This window comes from Aeromicrobium erythreum, from assembly GCF_001509405.1.
In the GTDB taxonomy this organism is placed as follows: domain Bacteria; phylum Actinomycetota; class Actinomycetes; order Propionibacteriales; family Nocardioidaceae; genus Aeromicrobium; species Aeromicrobium erythreum.
Window position 1 is genome coordinate 225,312 of the sequence record NZ_CP011502.1, and the last position, 26,652, is coordinate 251,963.

Annotated in this window: 29 protein-coding genes; 20 read left to right on the top strand and 9 right to left on the bottom strand. The window is 72.4% G+C overall.

Annotated features, from left to right (window positions below; genetic code table 11):
- Nucleotides 1-24: 24 nt before the first annotated feature.
- Together Aeryth_RS01080 and Aeryth_RS01085 are read right to left on the bottom strand one after the other, a co-directional pair.
- Nucleotides 25-237, bottom strand: coding sequence for a helix-turn-helix domain-containing protein (locus tag Aeryth_RS01080; protein ID WP_067853505.1), 213 nt, complete (start codon nucleotides 235-237; stop codon nucleotides 25-27).
- 71 nt (nucleotides 238-308) lie between these two features.
- On the bottom strand, nucleotides 309-659 hold the full coding sequence (locus Aeryth_RS01085) for a DUF6907 domain-containing protein (protein WP_144433623.1): 351 nt from the start codon (nucleotides 657-659) through the stop codon (nucleotides 309-311).
- 309 nt (nucleotides 660-968) lie between these two features.
- Between Aeryth_RS01085 and Aeryth_RS18575 the strand changes: the two genes are divergently transcribed.
- The 12 genes from Aeryth_RS18575 (at nucleotide 969) to Aeryth_RS01145 (ending at nucleotide 13,775) form a co-directional block, all read left to right on the top strand.
- Nucleotides 969-2,729, top strand: coding sequence for an ABC transporter permease (locus tag Aeryth_RS18575; RefSeq protein ID WP_067853511.1), 1,761 nt, complete (start codon nucleotides 969-971; stop codon nucleotides 2,727-2,729).
- A gap of 1 nt (nucleotide 2,730) precedes the next feature.
- A complete protein-coding gene (locus tag Aeryth_RS01095) occupies nucleotides 2,731-3,633 on the top strand; it encodes an MlaE family ABC transporter permease (RefSeq protein ID WP_083516164.1) in 903 nt (300 codons plus the stop codon).
- A complete protein-coding gene (locus tag Aeryth_RS01100) occupies nucleotides 3,630-4,931 on the top strand; it encodes an MCE family protein (RefSeq protein ID WP_067853514.1) in 1,302 nt (433 codons plus the stop codon). The genes Aeryth_RS01095 and Aeryth_RS01100 overlap by 4 nt, the downstream gene beginning before the upstream one ends.
- Nucleotides 4,928-5,941: an MCE family protein gene (locus Aeryth_RS01105; protein WP_067853518.1), complete on the top strand. Its 1,014-nt coding sequence runs from the start codon at nucleotides 4,928-4,930 to the stop codon at nucleotides 5,939-5,941. The genes Aeryth_RS01100 and Aeryth_RS01105 overlap by 4 nt, the downstream gene beginning before the upstream one ends.
- Nucleotides 5,938-6,975, top strand: a complete 1,038-nt coding sequence (locus tag Aeryth_RS01110) for an MCE family protein (protein WP_067853521.1) — start codon at nucleotides 5,938-5,940, stop codon at nucleotides 6,973-6,975. Before Aeryth_RS01105 ends, Aeryth_RS01110 begins: the two co-directional genes overlap by 4 nt.
- Nucleotides 6,972-7,973: an MCE family protein gene (locus Aeryth_RS01115; RefSeq protein ID WP_158509156.1), complete on the top strand. Its 1,002-nt coding sequence runs from the start codon at nucleotides 6,972-6,974 to the stop codon at nucleotides 7,971-7,973. Before Aeryth_RS01110 ends, Aeryth_RS01115 begins: the two co-directional genes overlap by 4 nt.
- Nucleotides 7,970-9,301 carry an MCE family protein gene (locus tag Aeryth_RS01120; protein ID WP_083516166.1) on the top strand — a complete coding sequence of 444 codons (1,332 nt, stop codon included), beginning with the start codon at nucleotides 7,970-7,972 and terminating at the stop codon, nucleotides 9,299-9,301. The genes Aeryth_RS01115 and Aeryth_RS01120 overlap by 4 nt, the downstream gene beginning before the upstream one ends.
- On the top strand, nucleotides 9,301-10,494 hold the full coding sequence (locus Aeryth_RS01125) for an MlaD family protein (RefSeq protein WP_067853526.1): 1,194 nt from the start codon (nucleotides 9,301-9,303) through the stop codon (nucleotides 10,492-10,494). The genes Aeryth_RS01120 and Aeryth_RS01125 overlap by 1 nt, the downstream gene beginning before the upstream one ends.
- Nucleotides 10,491-11,117 (top strand): nuclear transport factor 2 family protein, encoded by a 627-nt coding sequence (locus Aeryth_RS01130; protein WP_144433624.1) that lies wholly within the window; start codon nucleotides 10,491-10,493, stop codon nucleotides 11,115-11,117. Before Aeryth_RS01125 ends, Aeryth_RS01130 begins: the two co-directional genes overlap by 4 nt.
- Nucleotides 11,114-11,620 (top strand): hypothetical protein, encoded by a 507-nt coding sequence (locus Aeryth_RS01135; RefSeq protein ID WP_144433625.1) that lies wholly within the window; start codon nucleotides 11,114-11,116, stop codon nucleotides 11,618-11,620. The genes Aeryth_RS01130 and Aeryth_RS01135 overlap by 4 nt, the downstream gene beginning before the upstream one ends.
- Before the next feature lie 236 nt (nucleotides 11,621-11,856).
- Nucleotides 11,857-12,888, top strand: a complete 1,032-nt coding sequence (locus Aeryth_RS01140) for an SPFH domain-containing protein (RefSeq protein WP_067853532.1) — start codon at nucleotides 11,857-11,859, stop codon at nucleotides 12,886-12,888.
- Nucleotides 12,885-13,775: an NAD(+)/NADH kinase gene (locus tag Aeryth_RS01145; RefSeq protein WP_067853534.1), complete on the top strand. Its 891-nt coding sequence runs from the start codon at nucleotides 12,885-12,887 to the stop codon at nucleotides 13,773-13,775. The genes Aeryth_RS01140 and Aeryth_RS01145 overlap by 4 nt, the downstream gene beginning before the upstream one ends.
- 34 nt (nucleotides 13,776-13,809) lie before the next feature.
- Here Aeryth_RS01145 and Aeryth_RS01150 read toward each other — a convergent pair whose 3' ends face one another.
- From Aeryth_RS01150 to Aeryth_RS01165, 4 genes are all read right to left on the bottom strand, one after another.
- Nucleotides 13,810-14,610, bottom strand: a complete 801-nt coding sequence (locus Aeryth_RS01150) for a hypothetical protein (protein WP_067853537.1) — start codon at nucleotides 14,608-14,610, stop codon at nucleotides 13,810-13,812.
- 97 nt (nucleotides 14,611-14,707) lie between these two features.
- Complete coding sequence (locus tag Aeryth_RS01155; protein ID WP_067853540.1) at nucleotides 14,708-16,267, bottom strand: AMP-binding protein; 1,560 nt, start codon at nucleotides 16,265-16,267, stop codon at nucleotides 14,708-14,710.
- Between the two features lie 90 nt (nucleotides 16,268-16,357).
- Complete coding sequence (locus Aeryth_RS01160; protein WP_067853543.1) at nucleotides 16,358-16,954, bottom strand: GNAT family N-acetyltransferase; 597 nt, start codon at nucleotides 16,952-16,954, stop codon at nucleotides 16,358-16,360.
- Nucleotides 16,955-17,815: a 3-hydroxybutyryl-CoA dehydrogenase gene (locus Aeryth_RS01165; RefSeq protein WP_067853546.1), complete on the bottom strand. Its 861-nt coding sequence runs from the start codon at nucleotides 17,813-17,815 to the stop codon at nucleotides 16,955-16,957.
- A gap of 154 nt (nucleotides 17,816-17,969) precedes the next feature.
- Between Aeryth_RS01165 and Aeryth_RS01170 the strand changes: the two genes are divergently transcribed.
- Complete coding sequence (locus tag Aeryth_RS01170) at nucleotides 17,970-18,383, top strand: hypothetical protein (RefSeq protein ID WP_067853549.1); 414 nt, start codon at nucleotides 17,970-17,972, stop codon at nucleotides 18,381-18,383.
- A 60-nt stretch (nucleotides 18,384-18,443) separates the two neighbouring features.
- On the opposite strand, the gene Aeryth_RS01175 is transcribed toward Aeryth_RS01170, so the two are convergent.
- From Aeryth_RS01175 to Aeryth_RS01185, 3 genes are all read right to left on the bottom strand, one after another.
- Nucleotides 18,444-19,817, bottom strand: coding sequence for an FAD-dependent oxidoreductase (locus Aeryth_RS01175; protein WP_067853552.1), 1,374 nt, complete (start codon nucleotides 19,815-19,817; stop codon nucleotides 18,444-18,446).
- A gap of 132 nt (nucleotides 19,818-19,949) precedes the next feature.
- Nucleotides 19,950-20,246 carry a transcriptional regulator gene (locus Aeryth_RS01180; RefSeq protein ID WP_067853555.1) on the bottom strand — a complete coding sequence of 99 codons (297 nt, stop codon included), beginning with the start codon at nucleotides 20,244-20,246 and terminating at the stop codon, nucleotides 19,950-19,952.
- Nucleotides 20,243-20,866: a hypothetical protein gene (locus Aeryth_RS01185; protein ID WP_067853558.1), complete on the bottom strand. Its 624-nt coding sequence runs from the start codon at nucleotides 20,864-20,866 to the stop codon at nucleotides 20,243-20,245. The genes Aeryth_RS01180 and Aeryth_RS01185 overlap by 4 nt, the downstream gene beginning before the upstream one ends.
- A gap of 166 nt (nucleotides 20,867-21,032) precedes the next feature.
- Here Aeryth_RS01185 and Aeryth_RS01190 point away from each other — a divergent pair, with 166 nt between their 5' ends.
- Genes Aeryth_RS01190 through Aeryth_RS01220 form a run of 7 tightly spaced genes read left to right on the top strand, consistent with a single transcriptional unit; the run spans nucleotide 21,033 to nucleotide 26,623 of the window.
- Nucleotides 21,033-21,506, top strand: a complete 474-nt coding sequence (locus tag Aeryth_RS01190) for an FMN-binding protein (RefSeq protein WP_067853561.1) — start codon at nucleotides 21,033-21,035, stop codon at nucleotides 21,504-21,506.
- 20 nt (nucleotides 21,507-21,526) lie between these two features.
- Nucleotides 21,527-22,261 (top strand): hypothetical protein, encoded by a 735-nt coding sequence (locus Aeryth_RS01195; protein WP_144433626.1) that lies wholly within the window; start codon nucleotides 21,527-21,529, stop codon nucleotides 22,259-22,261.
- A 25-nt stretch (nucleotides 22,262-22,286) separates the two neighbouring features.
- Nucleotides 22,287-22,592 carry an SAV_915 family protein gene (locus tag Aeryth_RS01200; RefSeq protein WP_067853567.1) on the top strand — a complete coding sequence of 102 codons (306 nt, stop codon included), beginning with the start codon at nucleotides 22,287-22,289 and terminating at the stop codon, nucleotides 22,590-22,592.
- The gene (locus tag Aeryth_RS01205; RefSeq protein ID WP_067853570.1) at nucleotides 22,589-22,891 is read left to right on the top strand and encodes a hypothetical protein; all 303 of its coding nucleotides are present in this window, start codon (nucleotides 22,589-22,591) and stop codon (nucleotides 22,889-22,891) included. The genes Aeryth_RS01200 and Aeryth_RS01205 overlap by 4 nt, the downstream gene beginning before the upstream one ends.
- Entirely contained in the window at nucleotides 22,888-24,123 is a 1,236-nt protein-coding gene (locus tag Aeryth_RS18235) for a hypothetical protein (protein WP_067853573.1), read from the top strand. The genes Aeryth_RS01205 and Aeryth_RS18235 overlap by 4 nt, the downstream gene beginning before the upstream one ends.
- Entirely contained in the window at nucleotides 24,120-25,022 is a 903-nt protein-coding gene (locus tag Aeryth_RS18240) for an FAD:protein FMN transferase (protein WP_236749791.1), read from the top strand. The genes Aeryth_RS18235 and Aeryth_RS18240 overlap by 4 nt, the downstream gene beginning before the upstream one ends.
- Nucleotides 25,019-26,623 (top strand): FAD-dependent oxidoreductase, encoded by a 1,605-nt coding sequence (locus Aeryth_RS01220; RefSeq protein ID WP_083516168.1) that lies wholly within the window; start codon nucleotides 25,019-25,021, stop codon nucleotides 26,621-26,623. Before Aeryth_RS18240 ends, Aeryth_RS01220 begins: the two co-directional genes overlap by 4 nt.
- Nucleotides 26,624-26,652: the final 29 nt, after the last annotated feature.

A 26,652-nucleotide genomic window follows, 5' to 3' on the forward strand; every position in this document is an offset into this window, starting at 1 on the left:
TTCCTGAGAGGCCGACGGGAGGCGTCAGGGTCGGAGCAGGTCGAGCGGGTCGACGCCGAGCCGCTCGGCCAGCTGCTCGAGGCTGACGAGCGTCAGGTTGCGCTCGCCGCGCTCGACCGATCCGAGGTACGTGCGGTGGTACCCGAGCTGGTCGGCCAGCTTCTCCTGGCTGAGGCCCAGCCGCTGGCGGTGCGCGCGCAGGCGCTGCCCGACGACGTGCTGCAGTGACTCGCTCACGCAGGCAGCGTGTCCTAGTGCGACTCATCGGTCGACAGACGGATGAGTAGCGCAGTCCGTCCGGTCGCGGCTCAGCCGCGCTCCCGCGGGAGCGACTCTGGGCGGGTCGCTGTGAGGAGGGCGGCGGCCAGGCGCCGGGCGCCGGCAGGGTCGAGGACGAGGTGCGCGGTGCCGGACTCCTCGAGCACGACCCAGTCCTCCGGGTCGTGGCAGCGACGCGTGCGGACCACGGAGACCTCGCCTGGCGCGGGGCGCGACGCGGGGTCGTCGGCGCCGCGACGGAGGAGCACGACGGGGACAGGGACCGGGGCACTGTCGTGGTGCCGGTCGTCGGGGTGGTCGTCGTCGGCGTGCACGACCGCGCACCAGGAGGGGCATGGCTCCCTGAGCCAGTAGGGGTGCTCGGGCCGGTGGCCGTGCATGCCGCTCCCTTCGTCGGTCGCGCGGTGGGGACACGAGGAACGCTAGGCGTCGCTGCGGACACCGGACCCGGGTCCGCGACGTGCCCATCCTGCGACTCATGGGTAGCGGAACCTGCGCGGTCGACGACCGCGCAGGCGGCGGCGATCGAAAGTTGTCATGCACCTGACAAGCAAAGGTTACGAAAAGATGAAGTTTGCCTCCGGCGGGGTGCGGCCCTGGCGGGGTGGCGCGCGACACACCTACGGTCGCCACGGTTGGACGCATCGTGCACGCGTCCCGCGGACGGTCGACGGAGGGACGAGGACACCATGGGCGGAAGCGTCGAGGTACGGGGGCTGACCAAGACCTTCGGCCGCCAGAACATCTGGCACGACGTCACCCTCACGCTGCCGCCGGGGGAGATCACCGCGCTGCTGGGCCCGTCGGGCACGGGCAAGTCGGTTTTCCTCAAGTCGCTCATGGGGATCGTCGACCCCGAGCGGGGCGAGGTGCTCATCGACGGGGTCGACATGGTCTCGGTGAAGGAGGCCCACCGCCTCGAGCTGCGCAAGAAGTTCGGCGTGCTCTTCCAGGACGGCGCCCTGTTCGGCTCGATGAACGTCTACGACAACGTCGCCTTCCCGCTGCGCGAGCACACGCGGATGAGCGAGGACGAGATCCGCCAGGTCGTGCTCGACCGGCTCGACATGGTCGGCCTGCTCGGCACGGAGCACAAGGTGCCCGGGGAGATCTCCGGCGGCATGAAGAAGCGCGCCGGTCTCGCCCGCGCGCTCGTCACCGACCCTGAGATCATCCTCATCGACGAGCCCGACTCCGGCCTCGACCCTGTCCGCACCTCCAACCTCGCGCAGCTGCTCGTCGACGTGAACACCGCCACGGACGCGACGATGCTGGTCGTCACGCACAACATCGAGCTCGCGCGCACCCTGCCCGACAACCTGGGCATGCTCTACCGTCGCGAGCTCGTGATGTTCGGGCCGCGCGAGGAGTTCCTCCTCACCGACCACCCCGTCGTCAGCCAGTTCATGAGCGGCGACCCCGAGGGTCCGATCGGCATGAGCGAGGAGAACGACCACCGCACCATCGACCTCTTCGACGAGCCCGTCGACTACGGGCCGGGCGGGCCGATCCGCGGTGGCGGCGCCCGGGCCATCGAGGTGCTGCCGCGCCAGCTCGAGCCGCGCTCCGGCGTGGCACGACCCAGCTCGGTCCGGCACCGCGAGCGGGTCAGCGCCGGCAACGCGCCCCTCTACGTGGCCGACGACGACGACACCCACCGAGCGGAGGCGAATCCGACGTCGGGGGCGGTCACCCGCTCCCTGACCGCGACCGGCGACGTCTTCGCCCTCGCGCTCGACGCCACCCGCGCGACCTTCCGGCGTCCGTTCGCGGCGCGCGAGACGCTCGAGCAGTTCTGGTTCGTCGTGAGCGTCTCCTGGATCCCCGCGATCCTCGTGGCCATCCCGTTCGGCGCCGTCATCGCGCTCCAGCTCGGCACCCTGACCGTCCAGGTCGGCGCGCAGTCCTTCACCGGCGCGGCCAGCGTGCTCGCCGTCGTCCAGCAGGCTGCACCCATCGTCACGAGCCTGGTGATCGCCGGTGCCGGCGGCGCGGCGATCTGCGCCGACCTCGGCTCGCGGCGCATCCGTGACGAGATCGACGCGATGCGGGTCATCGGCGTCGACCCCGTGCAGCGACTGGTCGTGCCGCGGGTGCTCGCCTGCATCGGGGCCGCCGTGCTGCTCAACGGCCTGGTCTCGGTGGTCGGCGTGGTCGGCGGCTACGTCTTCAACGTCATGGTCCAGGGCGGCACGCCCGGTGCCTACCTCGCCAGCTTCACCGCCCTCGCCCAGATCTCCGACCTGTGGGTCGGCGAGCTCAAGGCCGTGATCTTCGGCTTCATCGCCGGCATCGTCGCCTGCCACCGCGGCCTCAACACGGCGCCCGGGCCGAAGGGCGTCGGCGACGCGGTGAACCAGTCGGTCGTCATCACGTTCCTGCTGCTGTTCTTCGTGAACTTCGTCGTCACGACGCTCTACCTGCAGCTCGTCCCGGGCAAGGGAGCCTGACATGACCCTCACGCCCGCCCAGGGTCCCGGTGCCCGCGCACCGCGTCCCGAGCCGACGCTCGCCGAGCTCGGCGTCGACGACCGGCCGCCGCGCTGGTGGGACCGTCCGCTCGACGCGATCGCGTCGGCCGGCGCCGAGCTGCGCTTCTACGGTCGCGTGCTGGCCTGGATCCCGGCCACGGTCAAGCGCTACCCGCGCGACGTGCTCCGCCTGCTCTCGGAGGTCAGCTTCGGCTCCGGCGCCCTCGCCGTCATCGGCGGCACCATCGGCGTGATGCTCGGCATGACCCTGTTCGTGGGCAGCGTGGTCGGCATGCAGGGCTACGCGGCCCTCGACCAGATCGGCACGTCGGCGCTCAACGGCTTCATCTCGGCCTACTTCAACACCCGCGAGATCGCCCCGCTCGTCGCGGCGCTCGCCCTGTCGGCCACGGTCGGCTCGGGGTTCACCGCGCAGCTTGGCGCCATGCGCATCAACGAGGAGGTCGACGCGCTCACCGTCATGGCGGTGCCCAGCGTGCCCTACCTCGTCACGACCCGCGTGGTAGCCGGCTTCATCGCGATCATCCCGCTCTACGTCATCGGCCTGCTCACGTCCTACTTCGGTGCGCGCATGGTCACGGTGTACCTGCACGGGCAGTCGGCCGGCACCTACGACCACTACTTCTCGCTGTTCCTGCCGCCGATCGACATCCTGCTGTCGTTCGCGAAGGTGCTCGTGTTCGCGGTGCTGATCATCCTCATCCACTGCCGGCTCGGGTTCACCGCGCACGGCGGCCCCGCCGGCGTCGGCATCGCCGTGGGCACGGCCGTGCGTCGCAGCATCGTCACCGTGGCCGTGCTCGACCTGGTCCTGTCGATGGCGCTCTGGGGCACCACCACGACCGTGAGGATCGCCGGATGAGCGCGCGCCGTCGCGAGGCGCCGCGCTGGGTCGACGTGCTGCTCGGGCTCACCTACGGGCTCGTCGTCGTCGCCCTGGTCGGTGGGGCGGTGCTGGCCTACAACCGGGCGTTCGTGCCGCGCTCGGACGTCGAGCTGCGCACCGACTCGGTCGGCAACGCCCTGCAGAAGGGCTCGGACGTGAAGCTGCACGGCGTGCCGGTCGGCGAGGTCGCCAAGATCAGCACCGCGCCCGACGGCGCCGTGCTCACGCTCGCCCTCAAGCCCGACGTGCTGAAGCGGCTCTCGCCCGACACCACGGCCCGGCTGCTGCCCAAGACGCTCTTCGGCGAGCGGTACGTCGACCTGCAGTCGACGTCGGCGTCGGCCGCCGACCACCTCCAGGCCGGTGCCACGATCCACCAGGACGCCTCGACCGACGCGGTCGAGCTGCAGAAGGTGCTCGACGAGCTGCTGCCGCTGCTGAAGTCCATCCAGCCCGAGAAGCTGCAGGCCACGCTCAACGAGCTGGCCACGATGCTGCGCGGCCGCGGCGGCGAGCTCGGCGACACCCTCCAGGCCTGGGGCGAGTACGTGCAGCGGCTGCAGCCGAGCGTCCCCCTGCTCACCGAGGACCTCGGCCGGCTCGCCACCGTCGCCGACACCTACGCCGACGCCGCGCCCGACCTCTTGACCGCGCTCGACGACCTCACCACCACGTCCAGCACCCTCGTCGACAAGGGCTCGGCGCTCACCGAGGTGTACCAGCGGGTCATCGCGTCGGCCGACGAGAGCCGCGGCTGGGTGGCGTCCAACGCCAACACCATCGAGATCCTCTCCGGAGAGAGCCGCAAGGCGCTCGAGGCCGCCGCGCCCTACGCCCGCACCTTCCCTTGCCTGCTGCGCTCGGCGCGCCAGTTCATCCCCCGCATGGACAAGGCGCTCGGCAAGGGCACGAGCAAGCCCGGCCTGAAGGTCGTGCTGAACGTCAGCCCGCCGCGCAGCGGCTACCAGCCGGGCCGCGACACCCCCCGCTTCGGTGGCGGCGGCACGCCGTCGTGCCCGTACGTGCCCACCGGTGCCGGGTCCCGTCCGGCAGGGTCGTCGGCCCAGCCCGCCGCGATCGCGCCGCCGGCCTACGACACCCGCGCGTCCGCGGTCGCGTCGCCGGGCCTGGACGACGCGAACTCCCCGGCCGAGAACCAGCTCATCGCCGAGCTCATGGGGCCGAGCCAGGGCATGAGCCCCGACGACTACCCGCGCTGGGCCAGCCTGCTCGTCGGCCCGACGCTGCGCGGCACGGAGGTGGAGCTGCGATGAGGGCGACGATCGTCAAGAGCGTGGTGTTCACCGTCGTCACGGTGCTCGCCACCGTCATGCTCGCGGGCACCATCCGCAACTCCACGCCCGGCTCCACGAGCCGCTACACGGCGCTGTTCTCCGACGCCACCAGCCTGAACCGCGGCGACGACATCCGCATGGCCGGCGTCAAGGTCGGCACCGTCACCGACGTGCGCGTGCACGACAACCGGGTCGCCGGCGTCGAGTTCACCGTGCAGGACGCGGTCCGGCTGCCACGCGGCACGATCGCGCAGCTGAGGTTCCGCAACCTCGTCGGCCAGCGCTACATCTCCCTCGAGCCGCCGGAGACCAGCACGGGCGGCTCGCTGCCCGCCGGTCACACGTTCGGGCTGCGCGAGACACGTCCCGCGCTCGACCTGACCATGCTGTTCAACGGCTTCCAGCCGCTCATGCAGTTCCTCGACCCGAAGGACGTCAACGCGCTGAGCGGTCAGATCATCGCCGTCTTCCAGGGGGAGGGCGCTACCGTCGAGGGTCTGCTGTCGAGCACCGCGAGCCTCACGTCGACGCTCGCGCAGAAGGACCGGGTCATCGGCGAGCTGATCGACAACCTCACGCAGGTGCTCGACACCGTGAACGGGCGCACCGACGAGCTCGACCGCACGATCGTCACCCTCCAGCAGCTCGTCTCGGGGCTGGCCGAGGACCGCAAGACGATCGGCGACACCCTCGACGGCATGGGCCGGCTCACGACCAGCGTCTCGAACCTGCTGGAGGAGGGCCGCCGGCCCCTTAAGGCGTCGATCGGGTCCCTCGGCGACCTGTCGGCGCAGCTGGCCGACGCGGAGGACACGCTCAACACGTTCTTCGCGCGGCTGCCCGTCAAGCTCGACCGGATCGGCCGCACCGCGTCGTACGGGTCCTGGATCAACTTCTACGAGTGCGAGATCACCGGCGTCATCCCGCGACCCGAGGGCTACTTCGGCGACCTCGGCGCCAAGCCGGTCGCGAAGAGGTGCACCGCATGAGCCCGTCCCGCAAGGCCCGCTCCTTCCCGACCGCGTTCGGGGAGCGCAACCGCGTGTGGATCGCGGTCGTCGGGCTCACCGTCATGGCCGTCGTGTTCCTCCTGGCGTTCAACGCGCAGGCGCTCCCCGTCGTCGGCGGTGGCGCCACCCACCAGGCGCGCTTCGCTGAGGCGGGCGGCCTCAAGCCCGGCAACGAGGTGCGCGTGGCCGGCGTCAAGGTCGGCGAGGTCACCGGCCTCGACCTCGACGGCGCGTCGGTGCTCGTCACGTTCCGCGCCAAGGGGGTGCGGATCGGCCCGCAGTCGCGCGCCGCGATCAAGGTCAAGACGACGCTCGGCCAGAAGTTCCTGGCGGTCGACCCGCTCGGAGCGGGAGAGCTCGACGGTCCCATCCCGCTGCAGCGCACGAGCACCCCCTACGACGTCAACGCCGCCTTCTCCGACCTGTCGGACACGATCGGCGCCATCGACACCGACCAGCTCGAGACCAGCCTCGACGTCCTGTCCGACGCCTTCCAGGACACGCCGAAGGCCGTCCGCGAGTCGGTCTCCGGCCTGACCGACCTGTCACGCGTCATCGCCAAGCGCGACGACGAGCTCGCCCGGCTGCTGAAGTCGACCCGAGAGGTCAGCGGCACGCTCAAGGACCGCAACGCCGAGTTCGCGAAGCTGCTGCAGGACGGCAGCGCGCTCCTCGACGAGCTCGCCGCCCGCCGCCAGACCGTGCAGGCCCTGCTCGACGGCACCAAGCGCCTCGGCACCCAGCTCGTCGGTCTGGTCCGCGACAACGAGGCCCAGCTGCGTCCCGCCCTGGCCAAGCTCGACCAGGTCGCGCGGATCCTGCAGGCCAACCAGGGCCAGCTGGAGGCGTCGCTGCGGCGTCTGGCTCCCTACTACCGCACGCTCGCGTCGGCCACCGGCAACGGTCCGTGGATCGACTCCTACATCTGCGGCCTGTTCGACTCCTCCGGCAGCCCCGAGCTGCGCAACGACGTCGTCCGGGACTGCAAGCCGAGGAAGGGAGGGGGCCAGTGAGACGCCGTAGCCTCGTGCTCGCCGTCGTCGTGGCGCTCGCCGTCGTGGCCACCGTCGGCTGGCGGGCCACCGCCGACCGCGACCGCACCACCGTCAAGGCCGTCTTCGAGTCCAGCGTCGGTCTGTACGTCGGCTCCGACGTGCAGATGCTGGGCGTCCCGGTCGGCAAGGTCACAGGCGTCGACCCCGGTCCCGCCGGCGTCACCGTGACGATGCGTCTCGACCACGGCGAGGCGGCCGCTGCCGACACCGCCGCGGTCATCGTCGCGCCCACGCTGGTCTCCGACCGGTTCGTGCAGCTGACCAAGCCGTACGTCTCCGGCCCCGAGCTGCGTGACGGCGCCGTGCTGCCGATCGACCGCACCGCCGTGCCCGTCGAGATCGACGACCTCTATGCCAGCCTCACCGACGTCAGCGAGAAGCTCGGCCCCGACGGCGCCAACCGCGACGGCGCCCTGTCGCGCTTCCTCGACGTCGCCGACCGCAACCTGCGCGGCCAGGGCACCAAGATCAACCAGCTCATCAGCGACTTCGGCGACGCGTCGGGGACGCTGGCCGACTCCAGCGACGACCTCTTCGCGACGATCGGGAACGTCAAGGAGTTCAACGACATGCTGGTGGAGAACGACACGTCGGTCGCCGACGTCAATCGCCAGTTCGCCGAGGTCAACGACTACCTCGCCGACAGCAGCGGCGACCTCGCCGCCGCGATCGACAACCTGGGCCAGGCGCTCGCGATCGTCGACGACTTCATCCGCGACAACCGCGGCGCGCTGCGTACCAGCGTCGAGAACCTGCAGGGCCCGACGCGGGTGCTCGTCAACCAGCGCCAGGCGCTGGAGGAGACGGTGCGGCTCGTGCCGCTCGTCCTGCAGAACTTCCTGCGGGCGTACGACCCCCAGCGCAAGGCCCTGACGGGCCGCGGCAACCTCAACGAGGCGTCGATCTGGGCGCCCGGCGGCGACGCGCCCACCCTCCTGCCGGGGACGAACCGATGAGCCGCCTCACCCGACGTCTCGCCGTCGCCGTCGCCGCCGCGGGGCTCGCCACGCTGTCCGGCTGCGGGATGCTCAGCGGAGGCGTCTACGACACGCCCCTGCCGGGCGGCGCCGACGTCGGCTCGCGTCCGATGCACATCACCGCCGACTTCGACGACGTCCTCGACCTCGTGCCGCAGTCGAGCGTCAAGGTCGACGACGTCGCCGTGGGACGGGTCGACCGCATCCGGCTCAACCCCGACGGCCGCAGTGCGCGGGTGACCCTGCTGGTCAACCGCGACGCCCAGCTGCCGGCCGGCACCGTCGCCCGGCTCGAGCAGACGTCGCTGCTGGGCGAGAAGTACGTCGCCCTCGTGCGACCCTCGACACCGCAGGCCGGCCGACCCGTCGGCGACGGCACGCGGCTCGGTCTCGCCGACACGTCGCAGGCGGCGGAGGTCGAGCAGGTGCTGGGCTCGCTGTCGATGGTCCTGAACGGCGGCGGCATCGGCCAGTTCCAGGAGATCTCCCGCGAGCTGCAGCAGGTCTCGACCGGCCGGCCCGAGGAGATCAAGGCGTTCCTGCAGCAGATGGACCAGTTCGTCACGACGCTCGACGACCGCAAGGAGTCGATCACCGCGGCGCTCGACGGGCTCAACCGGCTGTCGAAGAACCTGCAGGCCGACCAGGACAAGATCGCGAACGCCCTCGACGGGCTGTCGCCCGGCATGCAGGTGCTCGTCGACCAGCGCAAGGAGCTGGTGGCCATGCTGTCGTCGCTGGACCGGCTCTCGACCGTCACCGTCGACGTGCTCGACAAGAGCCAGGACGACATCGTCGCCGACCTCAAGGCGCTCGACCCGATCCTCGACCAGCTCGCCCGCTCCGGTCGCGACCTGCCCGAGTCGCTCGAGATCCTGCTGACCTACCCGTTCCCCGACTCGGTGCTCGGGGCCATCAAGGGCGACTACCTGAACGTGTTCGTCGAGACCAACTTCCGCACGCTCCCGGCCGGCTGCCAGGCCGCCGGCTGCGCATGGCCGCAGGTCGAGGACCCGAACTACCCGAAGGGCGGCTCCGTCAGCGGCCAGGGGAAGGCCCTCGACCCGCAGCAGCTCCTCCAGCGTCAGCGCGACGCCGCCGAGGGTGGCGACGGCGACGGCGCGGAGTCCGACGAGGCGCCGCCGAGCCTGCTGCCGCCGACGTCGTCGCCGGCCCCGGGCTCCCCGAGGCCGTCGATGCCGGTCCCGAGCGCCACCGTGCCCACCCCGGACCGCACGCCCACCCCGTCGCCCTCGGCGACGTCGTCGGCCACGCCGTCCACCAGCCCGCGAGAGGGTGAGCAGTGATGCTGACCGGACGCATCAAGGCCCAGATCGTGGCGTTCGTGGTCCTCGGGCTGCTCGCCACCTCCTACCTCGGCCTCAAGTACGTGGGGCTCGACCCGTTCTCGACCGGCTACACGGTCACCGCGACGCTGCCCGCCGCCGGCGGGGCGTTCGAGAACGGTCAGGTCACCTACCGTGGCGTGCCCGTCGGTCGCATCGACCGGCTCGAGCCCACGGACGACGGCGTGCGGATCACGATGTCCATCGAGGGCGGCGCACCGCGCATCCCCGCGGACGCCAGCCCGAAGGTGGTCAACCGCTCCGCCATCGGCGAGCAGTACGTCGACCTGCAGGGCGGCACGGCCGGTGGCGCGGCCCTGCGGAACGGCGACCGGCTGAGCGCGGGCGCCGAGTCGCAGCCGCCGGACATCGACACCCTGCTCCGCTCGGGCGAGAAGTTCGTCGGCTCCGTGCCGAAGGAGGCGCTCACGTCGGTGATCGACGAGGGCTACGACGCGACGCAGGGCGTGGCGCTCGACTTCGGCTCGCTGCTGGAGAGCTCCCAACGGTTCCAGAAGGCCGCCGACCGCAACTTCGTCGTCACCCGCGGGCTCATCGAGAACTCCGACCGCGTGCTGCGCACGCAGGAGGCGTCGTCGCAGAGCATCCGCTCCTTCAGCGCCGACCTGTCGACCATCGCCTCGACGCTCGAGTCGTCCGACGGAGACCTGCGCACCCTCATCGACAACACGCCGGCGGCGGCCCGCGAGATCGACACCCTCTTCCAGGAGGTCGGCCGCCCCCTCGGGGTCGTGCTCGCCAACCTGGTCACGCCGGCGCAGGTGTTCGGCATCAACGCGAACGGCGTCCAGGACGCGCTGGTCACCGCGCCACGCGCGTTCAGCATCGGCTGGACCATCACGGGCTCGCGCGGCATCAACCTCGCCCTCTCGCAGTCCTACTTCTCGCCGCTGCCGTGCACGACGGGCTACGGCGGCACCGCCCCGCGACGCGGCACGGACACCTCGTCGGGCCAGTCGTTCAACCGCGACGCGGGTTGCCGCTCGGGCGCCGCCGCGTCCAACGTCCGTGGTCCGAAGAACGTCCCCAGCCGCCTGGGTCCCGCACCCGGCCGCGACGCCGAGGGCCGGCTCGTGCGGGCCGACGTCCGCATGGCCGACTCGCTGGCCGACCTGATGGGTGGTGCACGATGAGCAGGACGACTGCGCTGGCAGAGCGTGGCAGCACGGGGGGAGACGGTGCCATGGAGCGGGCGACGAGCGACGCCGAGGTACCCGACGGTGGCGACCCGCCGGCGTCGGACGAGCAGCGGCAAGGTCGCTGGTTGCTCGGCTGGGTCCTGCTCGCCGTGTCCCTCGCCGTCGCGGTCAGCGGCTCGGTCGCCTGGTGGAGCGCCGCGCACAGCGACGACCTGCAGCTGGCCCGCACGCGCGACGCCGTGCTCATCCGCGCCACCAGCGACATCGCCACGCTCAACAGCCTCGACTCCGCCGACGTGAAGGCCGGGCTCGACAGCTGGAAGGCCGTCACCACCGGCACCCTGCACGACCAGTTCTCGGGGCTGGACGAGCAGGACCGTCAGCTCCTCGCCGACCAGGGCAAGGAGTCGCGTGGCAAGGTCGTCGACGCCGCCGTCCTCGACGTCGACGGCGACACCGCAGAAGTGATCGCGTCGGTCGAGACGACGGTGCGCGACGCGAAGGACGCCGAGGCCGAGCCCGTCGTGAAGCGCAACCGCTTCACGGCCACCCTGGTCCGCTCGGGCGGGACCTGGAAGGTCAGCGACCTCCAGCAGCTCGCGGTGGAGCTGTCGTGAGGGGCGCGAGGCGGGCGGCCGTGGTCGTCGTGTCGTTGCTGGCCCTCGTCGTCGGCGGTGTCGGCTGGTGGCAGTACGCCGACCTCACGTCGGGTCCGGCGGCCGACAACCGCGCGCTCGTCGACGCGAAGGAGACGTCGCAGGTGCAGTCGCAGGTGGCGGTCGCGCTCGAGCGCGTGCTGACCTACGACTACGCCGACCCGACGCCCACCGAGCAGTCCGCCGACGCCCTGCTCGCCGGCAAGGCGCGTCAGGAGTACGACACCCTCTTCGCGGCGCTGCAGAAGCAGGCGCCCGGCCAGAAGCTCGTGCTGACCGCCAAGGTGAGCACGGCGGGCGTGACCGAGCTCGAGGGCGACCACGCCGAGCTGCTCGTGTACGTGGACCAGTCCAGCCGGCGCGCCGGCGAGGACCAGGCCAACGTCTCCGCCGCCCAGCTGTCGGTGACGGCGAAGAAGTCGTCGGCCGGCACCTGGCAGGTCACCGGCCTGCGCCCCCTCTGACCTCGCTCGCTGGTCGACGTGTCGAGACCACTTTGGGCGGATCAGCGTGAAGTCGGTTCGCGCTGGGCCGTTGCCGGGTGGTCTCGATACGTCCGAGCCTCGCAAGCTCGCTCGGCCTACTCGACCAGCGGAGGGTTCCGCTGGTCGAGTTGTCGACGCCGCGACACTCAGTGGGCTCGACGTTGGGGGAGCGGCGGGTGGGGCAGACTGAGCGTGGTCGAGAAGAGGGAGCACCGATGGCCGACATCACCCGACGTCCGTTCCTGAACCACCTGCGGTCGGACCCGACGTCGTTCGTGCTGAAGCTGAAGGACGGTCAGGTCACGAAGTCCGGGGCGGGGGTGTCGTTCTGGTTCCGACCCAGCACGGCCGCCCTGGCCGAGGTGCCGCTGGAGGACCGTGAGCAGGTGCTGCAGTTCACGGCTCGCACGAGCGACTTCCAGGTGGTGTCGGTGCAGGCCACCGTCACCTACCGTGTCGTCGACCCCGCCGTCGCCGCGACCCGCATCGACTTCGGCATCGACCCGCGCACCGGCGACTGGAACGCCCGACCGCTGGAGCGGCTCGGCGGCCTGCTCACCGAGCTTGCGCAGCAGCCGGCGCTCGACCACCTCGCCGGCACGTCGCTCACCGACGCGCTCGCCCACGGCATCGCGCCCGTGCGCCAGCGGGTCGCCGACGAGCTCGCCGGCGACCAGCGCCTCGTCGAGCGGGGGCTGGCCGTCACCGACGTCCGCGTCGTCGCGATCCGCGCGGAGGCCGCCCTGGAGCGTGCGCTGCAGACGCCGACGCGTGAGGCCGTGCAGCAGCAGGCCGACCGCGCGACCTTCGAGCGGCGGGCGGTCGCCGTCGAGAAGGAGCGTGCGATCGCCGAGAACGAGCTGACGAACCAGATCGAGCTCGCGCGCCGCGAGGAGGAGCTCGTGACCCAGCGCGGCCAGAACGAGCGGCGTCGCGCGACCGAGCAGGCCGAGGCCGACCGCATCACGGCAGCGGCGCGTGCCGAGCGGGAGGGCCTGCTGGCGCGCGCGGAAGCCGACCGGGCTCGCACCGTCGGCGAGGCGAAGGCTGCTGCCGAGGCGGCCGCGTTCGCGTCGTACGCCGAGATCGACCAGGGTCGGATCCTCGCGATCGCGGCCCGCGAGCTCGCGGCCAACCTGCCGCCCCTCACGCACCTCTCCCTCACGCCCGACCTGCTCGCGCCGCTGCTGGAGAAGCTCGGCGACACCGGCGCGGCGGGCGACCAGGAGGCCGGTCCGACGCGATGACGTTGCGGCCGCGGGCCGTCGTCGTCCACCGACGGTCGGAGTACGAGGAGCTGGTCGCCCGGCACGCCACCCGCGACCAGGCCGCCTTCTTCCTGCGCACCCGCGAGCGTGACATCGCCGAGGTCGAGCAGCGTCACGAGGCGCTCGCGCGGGCGCGGGCCGTCGTGTCCGCGGCGATCCCGCTGCACTGGCGGCGCGCGGAGGTGGAGCGGTCCGAGCTCGACCGGTTCGTGTTCGGTCCGGAGGACGTGGTCGTCGCGGTCGGCCAGGACGGCCTCGTCGCCAACGTCGCGAAGTACCTGAGCGGCCAGCCCGTGGTCGGGGTCGACCCGGAGCGGGGCCGCAACCCGGGCGTGCTCGTGCCGCACGCGCCGCAGCAGGTGGTCGACGTGCTGGCCGGGGTCGAGCGGGCCGACCGGCCGGTGCAGGAACGCACGATGGTGCGGGCGCGCACCGACGACGGCCAGGAGCTGTCGGCGCTCAACGAGGTCTTCGTCGGCGACCCTGGCCACCAGTCCGCGCGCTACGTGCTGCACGCGGGCGAGCAGGTGGAGCGGCACTCGTCGTCGGGGATCCTCGTCGGCACGGGCACGGGTGCCACGGGCTGGCTGCGCTCGGCGTGGGAGGAGCGACGCAGCGGTCTGGTCATGCCCGGCCCCACCGACCCGGGCCTGTGCTGGTTCGTGCGCGAGGCGTGGCCGTCGCCGGCCACGGGCACCGAGGTCACGGAGGGTCTCGTGGGTGCCGACGGCTCGCTCGTGGTGACGGTGGAGTCGGACGCGCTGGTCTGCTTCGGCGACGGGATCGAGGCCGACGCGTTGAGCGTGTCGTTCGGCCAGCGGCTCACGGTGGGGCTGGCGCCCCGTCGGCTGCGGCTGGTCGGCTGACCCTCCTCGCCGCGCGCCGCCCGGGACCGGCGCGTCAGGAGCCGACGCGCAGCACCGTGAGGGTGGAGCCGTCGGCGGCGGTCGCCGTCCCGGTGCCCAGCGCGGTCCAGCAGCGCAAGGAGAGGTTCTGGTCCTGCGCGACGGCCACCACGGACTGCACGGGGACGACCGACCTGCCCCCGGCGGGGACGGTCACGGTGCTGCTGGCGATCGGCGTGCTCTCGCCGGCGCGGACGAGGCCGCAGGTCACGTCGGTGCCGAACCTCGAGCCGACGGCCGCAGCGCCGGTGACGAGCACCGTGCCGGCCTGGTCCGCGGGCACCGAGTAGCCACGCATCTCCGTGGAGCTGGCCAGGACGACGCTCGTCGAGAGGGTCTGGCCGACGCTCGCGCCGCCAGTGCCGGTGCCGGGCGTCCGCAGCAGTCGTCCGACGACGTCCGACGTCAGGTCCTGCGTGCCGAGACTGCCGTCGGCGACCTCGCGGGTGCCGATGCTGCCCTTCGCGAGGTCCTGGCTGCCGATGCTGCCGTCGAGGATGACCTGCGTGGTCACGGCGTCGAGGGCGATCTTGGCGCCGGTGACGGACCGGTTGCGCAGGTCCTCCGAGCGCACCGAGCCGTCGACCAGTGCCTGCGTGCCGACCGAGTCGGGGCGCATCTTCGAGGCGCTGACGGCGCGGTCGGCGAGCTGACGGTTGCCGATGCTGCCCGCCTTGACGGCGGCGTAGGAGGTGCCGCCGAGCGACAGGAAGAGCGCGACGGTGGCCACGACGAGGGCGGCCGACGGTCGACGCCGACGTCCCTCGGCGCAGTGGCAGGTGCAGGACGACGACATGACGGACCTCGGGCGTGCGGCGGATGGTCCGGCCAGCCTAGGCGAGGCGGCGGACCGGGCGTGGCCGTACCGTGAGACCGCCTCGTCGACCGGGACGTCAGTTGACCTGACGCTCGCGACCGTCCCAGAACTCGGCCCGCAGCTTGAACTTCTGCAGCTTCCCGGTGGCCGTGCGGGCGAGCTCGTCGCGGAACTCGACCCGCTTGGGGCACTTGTAGCCGGCCAGCCGTTCGCGGCAGTGCGCGACGAGCGCCGCCTCGTCGACGCCGGAGTCGGGCTCGACGACGACGAGCGCCGTGACCAGCTCGCCCCAGCGCTCGTCGGGGACGCCGATGACGGCGACCTCCCGGACGGCGGGGTGCGACGCGAGGGCGTCCTCCACCTCGATCGACGACACGTTCTCGCCGCCGGAGATGATCACGTCCTTCTTGCGGTCCGCGATCGTCACGTAGCCGTCCTCGAACGCGCCGCCGTCGCCCGTGTGGAACCATCCCCCGGCCAGCGACTCGGCGGTGGCGTCGGGGTTGTCCCAGTAGCCCTGGAGGACGGTGTTGCTGCGGGCCAGCACCTCGCCGGTGTCGTCGACGCGGATCGACGTCGACAGCGCGGGCGCACCCGCGCGGCCGAGGTTGCGGGCCTGCTCGGTCGGGTCGAGGTCGTCCCACTCCTCGCGCATGCGGCTCATGGTCAGCAGCGGCGACGTCTCGGTGAGCCCGTAGATCTGGATGAACTCCCACCCGAGCTCCTCACGGACCCGCTCGATCGTGCGGGTCGGCGGTGGGGCGCCCGCGACGACGCAGCGGACGCGGTCGCGCCCGACCGGGCCGTCCCAGTCCTTCAGCGCGTCGAGCACGGCCGACAGCACCGCCGGTGCGCAGCAGAGGAAGGTCACCTGGTGCTCCTCGATGCGGCGCAGGATCTCCGCCCCGTCCACCTGTCGCAGCACGACGTGCTTGCCGCCCATGCCGGTGACGCCGTACACCTGGCCCCAGCCGTTGCAGTGGAACATCGGCAGCGTGTGCAGGTACACGTCGCGGTCGCTGACCGACGCCTGCCAGCCGAACACCGTCGCGTTGGTCCAGAGGGCGCGGTGCGTCTGCTCGACGCCCTTGGGCCGGGCGGTCGTGCCCGACGTGTAGTTGATGGTGGCCGTCGCGGTCTCGTCGGGCTCCCACGCCCGCGGCTGCGCGCCGTGCGTCGGACGGTCCTGCGAGGCGGGCGACCAGCCCCAGACCTCCTCGTCGTCGACGCCGGCCACGAACACGTGCTTGGCCGCCGAGCAGGCCTCGCGCAGGTGCTCCAGGCCCGGGTCGAGGACGACGACCTCCGCGCCGCTGTGCTGCACGATGTACTCGACCTCCGCCGGCGCGAGCCGGAAGTTGACGGGCACGAACACGCGCCCCCAGCCGGAGACGCCGAAGAACGACGTGTAGAGCCGTGCGGCGTTCTGCGAGACCATCGCGACCCGGCCGCCGACCGGGACGTCGAGCCGGTCGAGCCGCTCGGCCTGCGCCTGCGCGAGCCGCATCACCTCGGCGTACGTGAGCTCGCCCCACGACGGTGCCGGCTGGTCGGGCTCGTCGACGACGGCCACCCGATCGGGGTAGACGGTGACGGCGCGGTCGAGGAAGTCGCGGATGCTGAACGGGACGATCACGAGGGCCTCCAGTCGGGTATGACGCGGGTCACCCCATCATGCATCGCCCCCCGTTGCACCGCCGTCGCAGGTGACTCCGACGCCGCGTGGTCAGGCGTGCCGGGAGCGCCACTCGTCGGCGAGGATCGCGTAGGCGAGGCCGTCGACCCAGCCGAGGTCGCGGTGCAGCGCGTCCTGACGCGTGTGGGCCTCGCGGCGCATCCCGACGCGCTCCATGAGGCGCCACGACGGCTTGTTGGCGGCGAAGCACTCGGCGACGACGCGGCGCACGCCCAGCTCCTCGACGCTGATCCGCAGCAGCTCCTCGACGGCCTCGGTCATGAGGCCGCGGCCGTGGTGGCTGGGTGCGAGCACCCAGGCCAGCACGGCGACCGTGCGGCGCGCCTGCTCCCGGACGTCCTTCTGCCCCCAGGCGTCCCCGACGGTGACCATCGTGTCGCCGACGACCCGTCCGTCGACCTCGACGGCGAGCGCGTCGAGGAGGTCGTCGGCACCGAAGTGCGAGGCGACGAGCTCCTCACGGGTCCGCGCAGGCCGGCCCAGCCACCGGTTGACGTCGGGGTCGCCGCGGTAGGCGAGCACGGCGTCGACGTCGTCGAGCGTGAGCGGCCGCAGCGTGGTCCGGGCCGTGTGGCGCGGCCACGTCAGGTCCGCGAGCCGCGGTCGTCGAGGGTCGAGGTCGGGCACTCATCGATCGTAGGGGTAGAAGCCGTGGCCGGACTTCTTGCCCAGCAGGCCTGCCTCGACCATGCGGTCGAGCACCGGAGGCGGTGAGTACAGCGGCTCCTTGAACTCCTCGTACATGGAGACGCCGATGGCGCGGACGGTGTCGAGGCCGATGAGGTCGGCCAGGGCGAGCGGACCCATCGGGTGCCCGCAGCCCAGCACCATGCCGGAGTCGATGTCGGCGGCCGAGGCGTAGCCCGCCTCGTACATGCGGATGGCCGAGAGCAGGTACGGCACGAGCAGGCTGTTGACGACGAAGCCGGCGCGGTCGGTGGCCTCGATGGGCTCCTTGCCGAGGGTCTCGGAGACGAAGGTCTGCATGCGCTGCAGCGTCTCGGGCGACGTGGTGAGCGAGGGGATGAGCTCGACCAGCCTCATGACCGGCGCGGGGTTGAAGAAGTGCACGCCCATGACCCGGTCGGCTCGCCCCGACACGGCGCCGAGCTTCACGATCGGGATCGAGGACGTGTTCGACGCGAGCACGGCGTCGTCGGACTCCAGGATCGAGCCGAGGGTCCGGAACAGGTCGAGCTTGGTCCGCTCGTCCTCGCTGGCGGCCTCGACGACGAGGTCGCGGTCGGCGAGCGCCTCGAGGTCGGCCGTGAACGTGACGCGCTCGAGCGTCGCGGCGACGTCGTCGGCGGTCAGCTTGCCGCGCTGCTCGGCCTTGCGCAGCGAGGCCTCGACCCGCTCGGCGGCGCGCTTCGCGGCGTCGTCGTCGACCTCGACGGTCACGACGGACAGGCCGGCCCGCGCTCCGACCTCGGTGATGCCCGACCCCATGAGTCCTCCGCCGACCACGCCCAGACGTGCGATCGTCATGGCCCTCTCCCTCCCTGATGCTCGGACGTCCTAGCACTTTCAGCCTACGCCACGCGGGCACGAACCCGAGGGCACCCTGCGGGAGGAAAGGCGCCGGGTGGCGACCGCGCGTGGTGAGCCCGGGACGACGGCTCTGACGTGGTGGGATGGACCCATGCGCGCACGACACCTGGCCTCCGCGGTGCTCCTGCCGGTGCTCGCGTTCGGCGCGACGGGCTGCAGCGGTGGGCCCGACCCGGCCACCCGGCCCACGCCGTCGGCCTCGCCGACCGCCGAGGGACTGCCGACCGGTCGCTCCGCCCCGGAGCTGTTGTCGGCGGTCGAATGCAGCCGTGACGGCGACGGCACCTGGTCGGCGACGGGCCTGGTCTCCAACCCGACGAAGAACAAGGCGAGCTACCAGGTGAGCGCCCAGGTCGGACCGGCCGACGGCACGAGCCCCGCCGCGACCCGGCGGCTCGACGACGTCGCGGCCGGCGCGGAGCAGCCGTTCCTCCTCACCGACATCCCGACGTCGTCCCCCGACGGTCCGTGCCACCTGCAGCTGCTGGTGCTGCCGCCCTCCTGACGGCCCCGGACGCGACGAAGCCCGCACCCCAGCGGGGTGCGGGCGTCGCGGCGGTGCGGGTCAGGAGCGCGCGATGCGGACCATGTCCTCACGGGGCACGACCTTGACGCGCTCGCGCTCGTGCTCGTGGGCCTCGCCGAGGCCGAGCTCGTGGGCGTCGAGCTTCTCCCAGCCCTCCCACGTCGTGTACTCCAGGCCGCGCGACTCGAGGTAGGCGTCGACGGACTCGGGGTCGGGCTGGGCGGCCGGCGCGAGACCGGGCGCGTCGTCGATCAGCATCGAGATGGTCTGGGCGGCGTCGGACTTCGTGTGACCGATGAGGCCGACCGGGCCACGCTTGATCCAGCCGGTCACGTAGACGCCCGGCAGTGCCGATCCGTCGATCTCGATGACGCGGCCACCGTCGTTGGGCACGACGCCGGCGGTGACGTCGAACGGCAGGCCGGGCAGGTTGTCGGAGTAGTAGCCGATGGCGCGGTACACGGCCTGGACGGGCCAGTCCTGGAACTCGCCGGTGCCGCGGACGTTGCCGGTGCCGTCGAGCTCGGTCACCTCGGTGCGCAGACCCACGACCTTGCCGTCCTCGCCGAGGATCTCGACGGGGTTCTGGCAGAAGTGGATGTGGATGCGGTGCGGGGCGCCCGTGGGCTCCTTCGCGAGGTAGTTCTGCAGCACGTCGACCACGAGCTTCTGGCTCTTCGCGGCACGGATCGCCTCGAGCGAGCCCTCGTCGAGCTCGAAGCCCTCGGGGTGCACGATGACGTCGATCGTGGGGGAGTGGCTCAGCTCGCGCAGCTCCATGGGCGTGAACTTGACCTGCGCCGGACCGCGACGCGCGAACACGTGCACGTCCTTCGCGACGTTCTTCTTCAGGCCCTCGTAGACGTTGTCGGGGATCTCGGTGACGAGCAGCTCGTCGGCCGTCTTGGCGAGGATGCGCGAGACGTCGAGTCCGACGTTGCCCACGCCGAGCACGGCGACGGACTCCTGGTGCGGCTGGAACGGCCAGTCGCGCTCGACGTCGGGGTGGCCGTCGTACCAGTAGACGAAGTCGGCCGCGCCGTGCGAGCCGTCGAGGTCGATGCCGGGGAGGTCGAGGTCGCGGTCGCGGCGGGCGCCCGTGGCGAAGACGACGGCGTCGTAGAACTGACGGAGGTCGTCGAGCTTGAGGTCGTCGCCGAACGAGACGTTGCCGAAGAAGCGGATGTCCTTGTTCGCCATGACCCGCTTGAGCGCCTTGACGATCTCCTTGATGCGCGGGTGGTCGGGGGCCACTCCGTAGCGGATCAGGCCGAACGGCGTGGGGTCGCGCTCGATGAGGTCGACGCTCGCACCCTCGAAGGGTGCGGGGACCTCGGACTTGGTGAGGATGTCGGCCGCGTAGACGCCGGCCGGGCCGGCGCCGACGATCGCGACCCTGAGCTTCCTGCTCATCAGTGGGACTCCTGGGGGGAACACGGGCACACCGCCAGGATCAGTCGATGTGCGTAAGTCCATCCTAAGTTCTCCGGCCCGACGCCGCGAAGTCGTCCGGGGTGCGAGATCGACCACTCCTGCACGCGGTCGTCAGGCGTCGCCCTGGAGCAGCTGGCGCAGCGTGCGGGTGTACGTCTCGAAGGCGGTGCGGCCGGCGTCCGTGAGGCTGACGTGCGTGGCGGGCGTCCGACCGTCGATGGTCTTGGTCTGGTGGACGTAGCCGGCGTCCTCGAGCTTGCGCAGGTGGGTGGAGAGGTTGCCGGCGGTCATGCCCAGCTCCTTCTGCAGACGCGGGAAGGTGAGCGTCTCCCCGGGTGCGAGCGCGGCGAGGAAGGCGGTGACCCGCAGGCGCGCCTGGGCGTGGATGACGGGGTCGAGGTCGGTCATCGGCGCCCCTCGCGGTGCGCGTGGAGCGCCGCGACGGCGAAGCCGCCGCCACCGAGCAGCGCCATGAGCAGGTAGAGGGCGGGTGCCCCGGCGAACGACGCGCCACCCACGAGCAGCGCGATCCAGGCGCCCAGCACGAGCTGGCGCCGGTCGTGGAACGCGACGGCGGACCCCATGTAGAGGACGGCGACGACGAGGCACGGGACGGCGTTGTAGACGATCGCGGCGGCCTCGCCCTCCAGGCCGACCCGGCCGAGCGCACCGGCGACGAGGCAGGCTCCGGCGAAGCCCAGCCCCCAGGCCCAGCCGAGCCACGCGTTGGCCTCGGCGTCGGGCCCGCCGATGCCGCGGGTGCGGCCCTCGATGTGCACGACCGTCGCCACGATCGCGGCGGCGATGAGGACGCCGAAGACGATCGGCCCCGGGAGTCCCGGCTCTCCCTGCGGGCCGGACCACGTCCACAGCGCGAGGTAGCCCATGCCCCATGCGACGGCCCACACGCCGTAGACGATCCGTTCGTCGACCCGCACGGAGCGGCGAGCGCGGTCGCGCTCGGCCTCGATGATGGCCCAGCTCTCGGCCAGGTCGGGGGTGCGGTCGCGGGTCTGCTCGTCGTCCATGGTCTCTCCTGAAGATAGGTTTGCAATACAAAGTAGTTTGCACGACGTCGCGCTGGACGTCAAGGTCGGGCGGTCGATCCGGGAACGTCGTGCAGGACGCGGCCGTTGGAGAAGTTGACGACGCAACCACCATCCGCGTCCCAGCCCGACTGACTGGAGAAGACCCATGACCCTGCGCCGCCACCAGAAGGCCGTCCTCGCCGCGACGGCCGTCCCGACCCTGCTGCTCGCCGCCGCGTGCGGCCAGGCGTCCACCTCCGACGACGCCGCCGGCAGCACGCCGAGCAGCGCCGCCACGAGTGAGTCGGCCTCGACCGACACCGGCTCCTCGGAGTCGTCCGGCGACTACGCCCCCGGCACCTACGAGGCGTCCGGCAGCTACTCCAACCCGGGCGGGACCTCGACGGTCGACGTCGAGGTGACGCTCGGCGACGGCGGCACCATCGACGACGTCACCGTGACGCCGAAGGCCTCGGGCACCTCGAAGCAGTACCAGGAGAAGTTCGCCGGTGGCATCGCCGACGAGGTCGTCGGCAAGAACATCGACGACCTCGACGTCTCGAAGGTGGCCGGCTCCTCGCTGACGGCGGGCGGCTTCAACCAGGCGATCGACGAGATCAAGTCCGAGGCGCGGGGCTGACCGGACCTACCATGTCCGTCATGGGCGACGCCGAGACGACCTCCTACGACCGTCGGGCGAGGCGCGCCGACCTCGGCGCCGACCTCGCGACCCTCGTGTTCGGCCTGGCCGGCGCGGCCGTGATCCTGACCCAGGTGCCCGCCGACGTGGTGGCGATGCAGGCGCTGGCCGTCTACGCGCTGTTCGCGGCGCTGGGCGCGGGCGTCCTCGCGGTCGCACGGCTGCGCACCCGCACGTTCCCAGGGCTGCGTGAGGCCACCGTCGACGGCAGACCGGCCCGGGGGGTGCGCGCGTGGTCCGGCCCGTTCGTGCACAGCGTGTCGCTCGACGTCGGGCTCGTCGCACTCGGTGCGGTGGTGAGCTCGATCGGCGTCGCGTCGGGCTCGGCCTGGGCGGCCCTGTGGGTCCCGGCCCTGGTGGCCACGGCCTGGTTCGCGGTGCGCGTGGTGCTCGTCCTGGTCGGCCGCCGTCGGGTCGACGCGCTCTGGCTGACCGACCAGCACGTGGTCCACGACAGTGCGGCCGGTCGCGCCCGGATCCCCCGCACGGACGTCGAGTCGGTGCGGCCCTGGAGCGGCGGCCTGTTCGTCGACGGCCCCACCGGCCGCTCGGGTCCACCGCTCGGCTTCCGAGCAGGGGCGCGCGCCCGACCCGGCGAGCTGCGTGTCGACACGTCGCTCATGGGAGTCGGTCCACACGACCTCGCCGCATGGTTGCGCGAGCAGCTCGACGACGACGCGCGGCCCCGCCGCTGACCCGACCCGACCAGCAGGAGACCTGATGACCCAGCCCTTCGTGCAGGCCGGAACAGGCCGGCCCGCCCTGCCGCCCGTCGTGTACGTGCCGACGAGCGCGGCCGACGACCCGAGCCTGCGGGAGGTGCAGATGCACACCCTCGAGGACGGCCGGACGGCCTTGTTCGTGTACTCCGCGATCGACCGGCTGCACGACCTCTACCGCCCCGACGTGCCGTGGTTGCTGTGCGACGTCGCCACCCTGCAGCGCGTGCACGACGAGACCCCGTACGACCTCCTGTTCCTCGACCTCGACCCCGGCCTGCGCGACGGTGAGCAGGCCCGACGATGAGCATCGACGTCGACCTGGCGGTGCTCGGCACCATCGCCACCGACCTGACCGACGCGGGGACCACCCTGAGCGGCATCGACACCGCCGGGTCGTCGGGCGTCGACGCCGGACCGATGACCGCGGTCATCGCCTCGATGGTGGCGCAGGTGATCGACAGCGCCGCGAACGTCGCCGACGGGCTGAGCGGCACGGGCGCCCTCGTCGGCCTCAGCCGCGACTACTACCAGCGTGCGGACGCCGATGCGGAGGTGTCCCTGGAGGACATCCGGTCCACCATGCAGGAGGAGGGCGGACGGTGAGCATCGACACCGAGATCGAGGGTTCGCCGAGCAGCGTCAAGGGTGTCGCGACCTGGCTCCGCCAGACGCTTGCGACGGCCCTCGACGACGCCGCCGAGGCCGCGAGCACGGCTCGGACGTCCGCGCTCGGCTCCTGGGACGGGGAGGCCGGGGACGAGTTCCTCGACGTCGCGCGCCGGCTCCGCACGGGCGGGGACGACCTGGCCGGAGCGGCACGGGACATGGCGGGCGACCTCGACGAGTTCGCGACGTCGCTGACGACGTGCCAGAGCGACATGGCCGACGTCCGCAGCACCGCACGGGAGGCGGGGCTGACCGTCGCCGGGTTCGTCGTGCCGCACCCCGGCGACGGTCCCGCACGACCTCCCGAGCACTTCGAGGGCACGGAGGCCGAGGTGGCCGCGCGCGACCAGCGGGTCGCCGAGTACAACGCGCACCAGGACAAGCTCACCGCCTACGCGGCCGCGCAGACCGAGGCCTCGCGGGTCGACCGTGTCTACGAGACCGCCTGCCGGTCCCTGCAGGACCAGTACACCCCCGGTCAGCACGCCAGCTGGCTGCTGAGCCTCGCCGAGGCGGTCGGCGAGGGTGCCGCCGCTGGTGTCGCCAGCCAGCGGGCCAACGCGCTGCGCACCCAGGCGCAGGGTCTGCTCGACGAGGCGTCCCGCGCCATCGCCGACCTCCAGGCCAACCCCGACCGGTACGTCCAGCGTCGCTGGTTCTTCTTCGAGCGGGTCGACACTGCGCGGCTCGAGGCCGACCGCCTGGCGATCGCCGGCAAGCTGGACGAGGCGCAGGACCTGCTCGCCCGGGCCAACGCTGCCGGCGAGTCGCGTCTGCCGGCCAACCTCGGCCGGGTCGGCAAGGCGCTCGGCGTGATCGGGCTCGGGCTCGGCGTCTACAACGACTACGCCGAGGGCGAGACGGCGCCCCAGATCGCGACGTCGCAGGGCGTGTCCTTCCTCGCCGGCATGGGCACGGGAGCCGCAGCCGGAGCGGCGATCGGCTCGGTCGTGCCGGTCGCGGGCACGGCCGTCGGCGCCGTCGCGGGGACGATCATCGGCGCGGGCGTGGCGATCTTCTCCGACGGCATGATCGACTCCTTCTTCGAGAACGGCCCCGACGTCGGCGAGGCGTTGTCCGAGGGTGTCGAGGCACTCGGCGACACCGCCTCGGCGATCGGCGACGGCATCGGCGGCGCCGTCAGTGCCGTGGGCGGCTGGTTCGATTGACCGGGGTCGGCCCGCGCGCCGCGACGGTGGCGTGGGGCTTCGAGGCGATCGGGACGTCGTGGGAGGTCGAGACCGCGCAGCCGCTCGACCCCGACGTCCGGCAGGCCGTGCGCGACGTCGTCGAGCGGTTCGACCACGCGTGGTCGCGCTTCCGCGCGGACTCGACCGTGACCGCCATGGCCCGCGAGGCCGGCAGCTGGCAGCTCCAGGGCGCCGGCGCCCTGCTGAGGCTCTACGACGACCTGCACGTGGCCACGGACGGGGCGGTGACGCCGCTGGTGGGGCGGTCGCTGGAGGACCTCGGGTACGACGCGCGGTACTCGCTGCAGCCGAACGGTCGCGCGGTGCCGCCCGAGAGCTGGGCGCAGGTCCGCAGCGACGGCTCGCTCGTCGTGGACCACGAGACGCTCGCCACCGCTCGGCCGCTGCTGCTCGACGTCGGCGCCGCGGGGAAGGGTTTCCTGGTCGACCTCGTGGTCGACGTGCTCGCCGACCACGGCGTCGACGAGGCGACGGTCGACGGCAGCGGCGACCTGCGGCACGTCGGTGGCGTTCCGATCCGCGTCGCCCTCGAGCACCCGGGCGACGCCTCGCGCGCCGTCGGCGTCGTCGAGGTCGCCGACGGGTGGGCGCTCTGCGCGTCAGCCGTCAACCGACGCGTGTGGGGCGAAGGGCTCCACCACGTCGTCGACGGCCGCACCGGCCGCCCGACCCGCGACGTCGTCGCCACGTGGGCCCTCGTCGACGGTTCCTGCATGGTCGCCGACGGCCTGGCCACCGCGCACTTCTTCGCCGACCCGCAGACGCTGCTCGACCTGCACCCGCACCACTTCGTCCGGATCCACGCCGACGGCCGCGTGCTGCGGTCGCCCGACCTCCCTGGGGAGCTGTTCACATGAGCACGAGTCGCACGAGCACGGGACCGAGGCCCTCGGTCGACGCGATCCTCGGTCGGGTGAGCATGTACCGCCTCACGACGATCGTGCTGTCGGCGATCGTCGCGGTCTACCTGCTCTTCACGTCCACAGGCGTCATCGACGGGCTCTCGACGCTCGGCAACCTCGCCGCCCTGGCGGTGCTGCTGGTGGCGTCGGTCGCCTCGAACCGGTTGCTCGGTCTGGTGTGGCGTCGCGTCCCCCACGACGAGTCGGCCGTGATCACCGCGCTGCTGCTGTTCTTCCTGTTCGTGCCGTTGCCCGAGGCCGCCAGCGGGTCGGGCTCGGGCGTCGGGGCCGCCAACCTGCTCTGGCTCGCGGCGGCAGCCGTGCTCGCCAGCGCGTCGAAGTACCTGCTCGCGTGGCGGGGCCGGCACGTGCTCAACCCGGCGGCCGCCGGCGCGCTGCTCGTCGTCGTCGCGCAGTGGGCGGTCGGACGGGAGTCGTCGATCAACGCGCTCTGGCAGACGGCGGCCACCCAGGCGCTGCTGCCGTTCGTCGCGGTCGGCGCGCTCCTCGTGCTGTGGCGGACCCGTCGCCTCGACGTGGGGCTCGTGTTCGTCGTCGTCGCGGCCACCCTCGTGCTGGTGGGCCTGACGGTCGGCTTCGGCACGCCGCTGTCGCAGGCGTGGCAGACCGCGCTGTACTCCTACCCGATCGTCTTCATGGCGGGCTTCATGGTCACCGAGCCGCTCACCCTGCCGCCCCGGCGGGTGCAGCAGTGGCTCGTCGCCGCGGTCATGGCGGTGCTGCTCGGCTTCCCGACGTTCGCCGACGTGCTCGGCGTGCAGGCGCCGACGTGGGGTCCGTTGACCATGACGCCCGAGCTGGCGATCGTCGTCGGCAACCTGGTCGCCTTCGCGCTCTCCCGGCGGACCGGGGTGGTGCTGAGGACCACGGGCTCGCGTCGGCTCGCCGGGGACACCTGGGAGGTCACGTTCCGCCCGACCCGTCCGGTGCGGTTCGTCCCGGGCCAGTACCTCGAGCTGCACCTGCCGCACCGTGGCGTGGACGGACGCGGTGTCCGGCGGGTGTTCAGCATCAGCTCGCCGCCGCAGGCCGACGACCTGAGCGTCGCCGTGCGCGTGCCGGAGCCGTCGTCGTCGTTCAAGCAGGCGCTCGTCGGGCTGCGCGAGGGCGAGCGCGTGCACGCGACCGGCGTGCACGGCGACTTCGTCTGGCCTCGCGGCGGTCGCCCGCTGCTGCTCGTCGCAGGCGGCATCGGCGTGACGCCCTTCCTCAGCCAGCTCCGTGCGGGCGAGGCGCGTGACGTCGTGCTCGTCTACGGCGTGCCCGACGGCGACGTCGTGCCCTACCGCGACGAGCTCGTCGCGACCGGCGTCCGGGTGGTGCTGGTCTCTCCCGAGCCCCCCGCCGACCTCCCGGCCGACTGGGTGCACGTAGCGGCGCCGGTGGTCTCGGGCGACGTGGTGGCGGAGGCGGTGCCCGACGCCGCCGAGCGCGTGGCCTACGTCTCCGGCCCCCCGGTCATGGTCTCCGCCGTCCGCGGCGACCTGCGCCGTCGCTGCGCCAAGGTCCGGACCGACTACTTCTCCGGCTACTGACCCCCTCCCCACCCCACCACCCCTCCGTC